The following is a 7,973-nucleotide window of genomic DNA, read 5'->3' on the forward strand; positions in this document are numbered from 1 at the left end:
GTTGAAGGTCCAGAGATACTCCTCGATCTTCACGCCGGGCGCGTGGGCCGGGACCAGGAAGCAGGTGATGCCCTTGGCCGAACCGTCCTCGCCGCTGGTGCGGGCGAACAGGGCGCAGTGGGTGGCGGCGTGCATGCCGGTGGTCCACATCTTCTCGCCGTCGATCCGCCAGCCGCTCTGGCCGTGATGCTCCTCGCGGACCGCGCGGGTCTCCATGAAGGTGGCGTCCGAGCCGTGATTGGGTTCGGTCAGGCCGAAGGTCGGGCGGAAGGCGTGGCGATCCAGCATGTCGGGGATCAGGTGCTGCTGATCGGGCCGGCCGAAGTCGCGGATCATCAGCACGAACGGGTTGTTGCCGACGATCGAGTGCTCGTTCTGCAGGTCGTTGAACAGGCCCAGGCCCTTGGCCGCCAGGTGCTCGCGGATCACCGCCATCCAGAGGTTGGAGCCGTCCTGGCCGCCGTATGCCTTGGGCAGGGCGAAGCGGTAGTGACCGGCCGCGTCGGCGATCCCCCGGGCCTTGCCCAGCAGGTCCTCCCACTCGCGGCGGGGCAGGCCGCCGCCGTCCCAGTCGGTGCGGGCCCATTCGCGGCGGTGGTCGAAGAAGCGCTCGTTGTCGTGCTCGGCCTGAAGGGGCGCGATCTTGTCGGCGATGAACGCATCGAGCGTCGCCAGATAGGCCGTCAGTTCCGGCGGCAGGTTGAAATCCATGACCGCGTCTCCCTATGGCTGGCCCCGTTCGGGCTCGTCTTAGGCGAGTATGGACCGCTGTTCGGGCGCGCCAAGTCTGACGTGGCGGAACGCGGCGCGGTTCTGCCTTCAAGGCGGGCAGGGGACGGGCGTCGCCGATCCCGTCGCCGCCATGGCTTGGCGCGGTGGAGCTCCGGCCGCTAGGGTCTCGGCGCGATCAATGACCGGAGGACGGCGCGTGAGCCAGACGAGAACGAGCAATCGGCGGGCCGTGTTGGCGGGATTGGGTGGACTGGGCGCGACCAGCCTGGCCGGCTGCGTGACGCAGGGCGCAAGCTCCGGCGGACTGATCACCCCCTCCCGCCCCGCCTTCGTCGTCCCGCCCCTGGCGCCGCTGCGGATGAGCGCCGACCGCATCACCAAGATCACCGTCTGCCTGCGGCCGTTCCGCGCCGCTGGACCGCGCCTCGATGTCGAGACGGTCGGCGACAAGCGCGTGGTCCACAATTACGGCCACGGCGGCAGCGGCTGGTCGCTGTCGTGGGGCTCGAGCACCATCGCCGCCGGCAAGGCGCTGGAAGGCGGGACCAAGGAGGTGGCGGTGATCGGCTGCGGCGCTCTGGGCCTGACCTCGGCCGTGCTGCTGCAGCGGGCCGGCGCCAAGGTGACGATCTACGCCAAGGAGCGCACGCCGCAGACCCGCTCGTTCCGCGCCACCGGCACCTGGTCGCCGGACTCGCGCGTCGCCGACGCCGACAAGGTCGCTCCCGGCTTCCCGGCCCTGTGGGAGGAGATGGCCCGCACATCCTACGCCACCTACCAGACCCTGCTGGGCCTGCCCGGCGAGCCGGTGTCGTGGAGCGACCGCTACACCCTGTTCGACGGCGCCGCCGAGAGCCGGCCGCATGTCGAGAGCGCCGTGCATTTCGCCGAGTACGGCGAGCGGCTGCACGACATCGTGCCCGGCTTCCACGACCTGCCGGCCGGCTCGCACCCGTTCCCGGTCGGCCGCGTGCGGCACGGGACCTCGATGCAGTTCAACGTCACCGACCTGGCCCACATGCTGACCAGCGACTTCCTGGCCGAGGGCGGCAAGATCGTGGCCATGACCTTCGACACCCCCGCCGATCTGGCGCGGTTGAAGGAGCCGGTGGTGGTCAACTGCACCGGCTACGGCGCCCGGGCGCTGTGGAAGGACGAGACCATCACCCCGGTGCGCGGCCAGATCGCCTGGCTCGCACCGCAGCCGGAGGTTCGCTACGGACTCTATTATAGGCACGTGTCCGTCCTCCCGCGCCCGGACGGCATCGTCGTCCAGCAGGTGGGCGACAGCGACATGTGGGGCTACGGCGTCGCCGAGGAGCGTCCCGATCGGGCGGAGGCGGAGAACGCGGTGGCCACGATCGCCGGGCTGTTCGGGAGAGTATCCGCCAGCGCCTGAAGGCGCGATGGGCGGTGAGCCGCACCGATCCCGGGTGTGGAGCCGCGGCGTCTGGCCTTGTTTCCGCCGCGGGCCTTGCTCAGCTTGGCGGCATGGACGCCATTCCGTTTGAATACGCTTCGCCGCAAGCGCCGCTGATTGTTCTGGAAGCGCGGATCGGCGACAGGCGCGACAAGGCCGTCGTCGTCCTCGATACGGGCGGGCTCGCGCCCTTCGACGTCATCCTCGGCCAGGCCGTCGCCCAGCGGATGGGCCTCTCGCTGGGCGAAGAGGTCACGCCGCCGGCCACGACCGCCGTCGGGGCTGGCAAGCAGACCTACCGTGTCGGCAAGCTGACGCGCTTCACGCTGGGTCCGGTGTCGCTGACGTCCATCGATGTCGCGGTGACGCCCATGGTCGATCAGATGGGGCGCCAGGTCGGCCGGCGCGTCGATGCGATCGTTGGTCAGCACTTCCTGCGCGCCCGCACCGTGTCCATCGACTATGCCGCCCGACGTCTCGACCTCGACGCCAAGGCGGGGGCCCAGGGCGCGGCGATCGCGTTCACCGAAGGGCGCCTCAAGCCGCTGATGCTGGTGCGCGCGACCATCAATGGACAAGGACCCTTCACGCTGGAGATCGGCACCGGCGCAACGGGAACCACCCTGTCGCCAGAAACGGCGGCCCAGGCCGGCGTCGCTTCGCGCGGCCAGGGCGCTCTGGGCGGGGCGGGCGGGTCGGTGTCCGTGGGTCTCGGCGAGGCCACCGTCGCGTTTGGTCCCGTGACACGCGCCTTGCCCCGCGTGGCGATCTCGGGCGCGATGGATGGGATCAGCGCGGCCGCCGGCGCCCGGATTGACGGCATCCTGGGGACGGACTTCTTCGCCGGCACGCGATTGACGATCGACTATCCCGGAAAAAGGCTGTGGCTCGTCGCCGACCGATAGAGCTGAAGCCCCCGTTTCATTAAAAAATGCTCATGCGAAATAGTTTTCGCTTGCGCTATTTCTGAACACTGATATCTAAGCAGTGCTTAGTTCTGATCCGAAGCACCGGTGGGGATACCGCTGCTGACATCCCCGGGTCGGAGCGCCCAGTACAGCTTTTCACCGATCATCGATCATTCAACTCTCTGTACACGCTGGAGGGCTCTCTCATGAAGCTCCAATCCCTGGCGGCTGTCGCCGCCCTGACCACCTGCCTGTTCGCCGGCTCGGCCTTCGCTGACGGCCGCATCGCCGTCGCCCTGGAAAACCCGCTGGCCGCCAAGACCAAGGTCGTCGCCGGCGGCGCCGTCTTCGTCTGCGAAGGCGCCGAGTGCGTTTCGACCGCCGCCCCGTCGCGGGCCCTGACCGCCGTCTCGTGCAAGGCGCTGGCCAAGGAAGTCGGCCGCGTGGCCGCTTTCGGCGGTGACACCAAGTCGCTGGACGCCGACGACCTGACCCGCTGCAACGCCTCGGCCAAGGCCGGCGTGCAGACCGCGCAGAAGTAAGCGCGCTTTCTCTACCCGGACGCTTTTGGGGCTCTCCCGCCCCGTCCGGCTGTTTCCTCGATCATTCGCCTGATGGGGCGGCGGACCTGTTCCGCCGCCCTTTTTCTTTAGGCGGGTTCGGACTAAGGGACCTTGCATGACCACCTCGACCGCCGCCCTGCTGGAAGACGCCTTGCGCAAGATCGTCGGGCCCGACGCCGAACCCACCTCGATGACCGTCGACTACGGCGCGCCGGCGCCGGTCGCCGCCAGCAAGGCCTGGATCGAGCGTTCGACCCGCAGCCTGGTCTTCGCCCAGGCCGAGGCCCGCACCGAGGACGGAAACCTGGTCGCCGCCGCTTCGGCGGTGTTCCGCAGGGTCATTCCGAGCTAGCGGACCGGTTTTCCGAAACGGCGGCCCTCCTTACGCATTGGCCTTGGTTGCGACTGCGAAGGCTGCGTGTTATCAGGCGCGCGGCTTCGGACAGGGCAGCGCGTCAGCGCCGGCCGTCCATGCGCTTTTCTAGAGCGCGCTCAAGCCTTTAAGCCGGGACGAGGGTTAATCTTCTTGTCCGCGGCGATTGCAACGCACCGGGCGGAACAAGTGGCGGACGAAACCAAGGCGACGGATGCGGGTCAGCGCTATGCGCAGTCCCTGTTCGAACTGACGATCGAGAGCAACCAGCTGACCAAGGTCGAGGCCGACCTGAAGTCGCTGCGCGCCATGGTGGCCGACAGCGCCGACCTGCGCCGCCTGCTCGACAGCCCCGCCTTCACCGCCGAAGACAAGGCCAAGGGCCTGACCGCCGTGGCCGCCAAGGCCAAGTTCCAACTGCTGACCGCCAAGTTCCTCGGCCTGGTCGCCAGCAACGGCCGCGCCGGCGATCTGCTGGGCGCGATCACCGCCTTCGTCGAGCTGTCGGCCGTTCATCGCGGCGTCGTCACCGCCGAGGTGACCACCGCCAAGGCCCTGACCGCCGCCCAATTGAAGGGCGTGTCGGCCGCCGTCGCCACGGCCGTCGGCAAGACCCCCGAAATCTCGACGCGCGTCGATCCGTCCATCCTGGGCGGCATCAAGGTGCGTGTCGGCTCCCGCCTGTTCGACGCTTCGCTCCGTTCGAAGCTCGATTCCCTGAAATTCGCCCTGAAGCGCGCCTAAACCTCTATAAGCGCGTCAAAAGATAAAAATCGCAGAGAGCCCAAGACAGCCATGGACATCCGCGCCGCCGAAATCTCGGCCATCCTCAAGTCGCAGATCGCCAATTTCGGCGAAGAAGCCGCCGTTTCGGACGTCGGCCAAGTGCTGTCCGTCGGTGACGGCATCGCCCGCATCTACGGTCTGGACAACGTCCAGGCCGGCGAAATGGTCGAGTTCCCGAAGGCCGGCGTGAAGGGCATGGCCCTGAACCTCGAGCGCGACAATGTCGGTTGCGTGATCTTCGGCCAGGACCAGGCCATCAAGGAAGGCGACGAAGTCCGTCGTCTGGGCGAGATCGTCGACGTTCCGGTCGGCCGTGGCCTGCTGGGCCGCGTCGTCAACCCGCTGGGCGAGCCGATCGACGGCAAGGGTCCGATCGTTTCGACCGAGCGTCGCCGCGTCGACGTCAAGGCGCCGGGCATCATCCCGCGCAAGTCGGTTCACGAGCCCGTGCAGACTGGCCTGAAGTCGATCGACACCCTGATCCCCGTCGGCCGCGGCCAGCGCGAGCTGATCATCGGTGACCGTCAGACCGGCAAGACCGCCGTCGCCATCGACACCATCCTGAACCAGAAGGCCGCCAACGCCGGCAAGGACGAGAGCGCCAAGCTCTATTGCGTCTATGTCGCCATCGGCCAGAAGCGTTCGACCGTCGCCCAGATCGTCAAGACGCTCGAAGAGCACGGCGCCCTGGAATACACGATCGTCGTCGTCGCCTCGGCTTCCGAGCCGGCCCCGCTGCAATACCTGGCCCCGTTCTCGGGCTGCGCCATGGGCGAGTGGTTCCGCGACAACGGCCTGCACGGCCTGATCATCTATGATGACCTTTCCAAGCAAGCCGTCGCCTACCGCCAGATGAGCCTGCTGCTGCGCCGTCCGCCGGGCCGCGAAGCCTATCCGGGCGACGTGTTCTACCTGCACTCCCGCCTGCTGGAACGCGCCGCCAAGCTGAACGAAGACAACGGTTCGGGCTCGCTGACGGCTCTGCCGATCATCGAAACCCAGGCCAACGACGTGTCGGCCTACATCCCGACGAACGTGATCTCGATCACCGACGGCCAGATCTTCCTGGAAACCGACCTGTTCTACCAGGGCATCCGCCCGGCCGTGAACGTCGGCATCTCGGTGTCGCGCGTCGGCTCGTCGGCCCAGATCAAGGCCATGAAGCAAGTCGCCGGCGCGATTAAGGGCGAGCTCGCCCAGTATCGCGAAATGGCCGCCTTCGCCAAGTTCGGCTCGGACCTGGACGCTTCGACCCAGAAGCTGCTGGCCCGCGGCGAGCGCTTGACCGAGCTGCTGAAGCAGCCGCAATACGCGCCGCAAGCCGTCGAAGAGCAGGTCTGCGTGATCTACGCCGGCACGCGCGGCTATCTCGACAAGATCCCGACCTCGTCGGTCCGCCGGTTCGAAAGCGAGCTGCTCGCTCGCCTGCACAGCCAGCACAAGGACCTGCTGGACGGCATCCGCACCAAGAAGGCCCTCGACAAGGACCTGGAAGGCACGCTGAAAAGCGTGCTCGACAGCTTCTCGGCGACCTTCGCCTAAGGCGATCGATGGCTGATCAACCCAAATCCTTGGACGCATGGTCCGGCGAGTTTGGCGACCGCTACACGCAACGTAGCGCCGCCACCGTCGAGGCTGTTCGCGGCCGTGCGCGGGTTTGGGGCGAGGTGCTTCGGCGTATGACCGGCGACATGCCCAAGAGCGTCCTGGAAGTCGGCCCCAATGTGGGTCTGAACCTCCTGGGCATTCAGGCCCTGTCGGACATGGAGCAATGGGCGATCGAGCCCAATGCTTCGGCCCGGAAAGAACTGGTCGAGAACGGCGTCCTGCCGGCCGAGCGGTTGTTCGAGGGTTTCGGTCACAGCATCCCGCTGGCCGACGGCGCGGTGGACATGGCCTTCACGGCCGGCGTCCTGATCCACGTCGATCCCAGCCAGCTGGAAGCGACGATGCGCGAAGTGCACCGCGTGGCTTCCAAGTACGTCTTCTGCTCCGAGTATTTTTCGCCGAAGGCCGAAACGATTACCTACCGTGGCGAACAAGATCTTCTGTTCAAGAACGATTTTGGCTCGCTCTACATGGATATGTTCCCAGATCTGCAGTTGGTCGATTACGGGTTCTTCTGGAGAAGAACGACCGTGATGGACGACAGCACCTGGTGGTTGTTTAGGAAGGTCTGATAGGCGGATGGCAAGCCTAAAGGAGATGCGCAATCGGATCTCGAGCGTCAAGGCGACGCAGAAGATCACGAAAGCGATGCAGATGGTCGCGGCGGCCAAGCTCCGCCGCAGCCAGGACGCTGCCGAAGCGGCGCGCCCCTATGCGCGCCGGCTGAAGAACGTCATCGCCAACCTGGCGGCCGGCGTTTCGGGCGACGGCGCTCCGGCGCTGCTGGCCGGCACCGGTCGTGACGATCGCCACCTGATCGTCGTCGCCGCCGCCGATCGCGGCCTGGCCGGCGGCTTCACCTCGTCGATCGTCCGCGCCGCGCGCGAGCGGATCGACAGCCTGGTGCGCGAAGGCAAGGACGTGAAGATCGTCTGCGTCGGCAAGAAGACGACGGCGCAACTGCGCCGGCTCTATGCTGACCGTATCGTCGAGAACTTCGACCTGTCGGCCTATCGCCAGTTCACCCTGTCGGTCGCCCAGCCGATCGCCGACCTCGTCACCCGCCTGTACGAAGCCGGCGACGTCGACGTGGTCACCCTGTTCTACAGCCGCTTCAAGTCGGTGGTTCAGCAGATCCCGACCGCGCTGCAGCTGATCCCGGCCGTGGTCGAGGGCGCGGAAGCGACTTCGGGTCCGGCCGCCGTCTACGAGTACGAGCCCTCGGAAGAGGCCATCCTCGAGACCCTGCTGCCGCGCAACCTGACGGTCCAGATCCTGTCGGCCCTGCTCGACAACATGGCCGGCTTCTACGCCAGCCAGATGACGGCGATGGACAACGCCACGCGCAACGCCGGCGACATGATCAAGCGCTACACCCTTGAATATAACCGCTCCCGTCAGGCCCAGATCACCAAGGAGCTGATCGAGATCATCTCCGGCGCCGAAGCCGTCTGATCCTGAACTTCCAACCATAAAAACGCCCGCACGAGCCCGTACGAAAGACCTGAACGCCATGGCCAAGACCCCCGCTAAGGCTCCCGCCGCCGCTGCAAAGCCGGCCGCCGTGAAGAAGCCCGCCGCTC

At 67.0% G+C, this 7,973-nt stretch carries 9 protein-coding genes; 8 read left to right on the plus strand and 1 reads right to left on the minus strand.

Features of this window, described 5'->3' with window-relative positions; translation table 11 throughout:
- On the minus strand, positions 1–711 hold a 711-nt coding region (locus tag AC1DZ6_RS13755; protein WP_477097726.1), incomplete at its 3' end, for an acyl-CoA dehydrogenase family protein.
- Between the two features lie 217 nt (positions 712–928).
- Here AC1DZ6_RS13755 and AC1DZ6_RS13760 point away from each other — a divergent pair.
- From AC1DZ6_RS13760 to AC1DZ6_RS13795, 8 genes are all read left to right on the plus strand, one after another.
- On the plus strand, positions 929–2,131 hold the full coding sequence (locus tag AC1DZ6_RS13760; RefSeq protein WP_477097727.1) for an NAD(P)/FAD-dependent oxidoreductase: 1,203 nt from the start codon (positions 929–931) through the stop codon (positions 2,129–2,131).
- Positions 2,132–2,145: 14 nt separating this feature from the next.
- Positions 2,146–3,057 (plus strand): aspartyl protease family protein, encoded by a 912-nt coding sequence (locus AC1DZ6_RS13765; RefSeq protein ID WP_477097728.1) that lies wholly within the window; start codon positions 2,146–2,148, stop codon positions 3,055–3,057.
- A 209-nt stretch (positions 3,058–3,266) separates the two neighbouring features.
- Complete coding sequence (locus tag AC1DZ6_RS13770) at positions 3,267–3,602, plus strand: DUF8200 family protein (protein WP_477097729.1); 336 nt, start codon at positions 3,267–3,269, stop codon at positions 3,600–3,602.
- 136 nt (positions 3,603–3,738) lie between these two features.
- Positions 3,739–3,975 (plus strand): acyl-CoA thioesterase domain-containing protein, encoded by a 237-nt coding sequence (locus AC1DZ6_RS13775; RefSeq protein ID WP_477097730.1) that lies wholly within the window; start codon positions 3,739–3,741, stop codon positions 3,973–3,975.
- A 210-nt stretch (positions 3,976–4,185) separates the two neighbouring features.
- Positions 4,186–4,740: a F0F1 ATP synthase subunit delta gene (locus AC1DZ6_RS13780; protein ID WP_477097731.1), complete on the plus strand. Its 555-nt coding sequence runs from the start codon at positions 4,186–4,188 to the stop codon at positions 4,738–4,740.
- 51 nt (positions 4,741–4,791) lie between these two features.
- Positions 4,792–6,324, plus strand: a complete 1,533-nt coding sequence (atpA, locus tag AC1DZ6_RS13785) for a F0F1 ATP synthase subunit alpha (RefSeq protein ID WP_477097732.1) — start codon at positions 4,792–4,794, stop codon at positions 6,322–6,324.
- 8 nt (positions 6,325–6,332) lie between these two features.
- The gene (locus AC1DZ6_RS13790; RefSeq protein ID WP_477097733.1) at positions 6,333–6,962 is read left to right on the plus strand and encodes a pseudaminic acid biosynthesis-associated methylase; all 630 of its coding nucleotides are present in this window, start codon (positions 6,333–6,335) and stop codon (positions 6,960–6,962) included.
- A gap of 7 nt (positions 6,963–6,969) precedes the next feature.
- On the plus strand, positions 6,970–7,845 hold the full coding sequence (locus AC1DZ6_RS13795) for a F0F1 ATP synthase subunit gamma (protein WP_477097734.1): 876 nt from the start codon (positions 6,970–6,972) through the stop codon (positions 7,843–7,845).
- Positions 7,846–7,973 lie beyond the last annotated feature (128 nt).

This window comes from Caulobacter sp. P1_B12_2 (assembly GCF_056406675.1).

What these genes read in the sequence shown, in the direction of transcription:
- AC1DZ6_RS13770 (WP_477097729.1), top strand. Translation starts at nt 3,267, where the DNA reads ATGAAGCTCCAATCCCTGGCGGCTGTCGCCGCCCTGACCACCTGCCTG.
- AC1DZ6_RS13775 (WP_477097730.1), top strand. Translation starts at nt 3,739, where the DNA reads ATGACCACCTCGACCGCCGCCCTGCTGGAAGACGCCTTGCGCAAGATC.
- atpA (WP_477097732.1), top strand. Translation starts at nt 4,792, where the DNA reads ATGGACATCCGCGCCGCCGAAATCTCGGCCATCCTCAAGTCGCAGATC.
- AC1DZ6_RS13790 (WP_477097733.1), top strand. Translation starts at nt 6,333, where the DNA reads ATGGCTGATCAACCCAAATCCTTGGACGCATGGTCCGGCGAGTTTGGC.
- AC1DZ6_RS13795 (WP_477097734.1), top strand. Translation starts at nt 6,970, where the DNA reads ATGGCAAGCCTAAAGGAGATGCGCAATCGGATCTCGAGCGTCAAGGCG.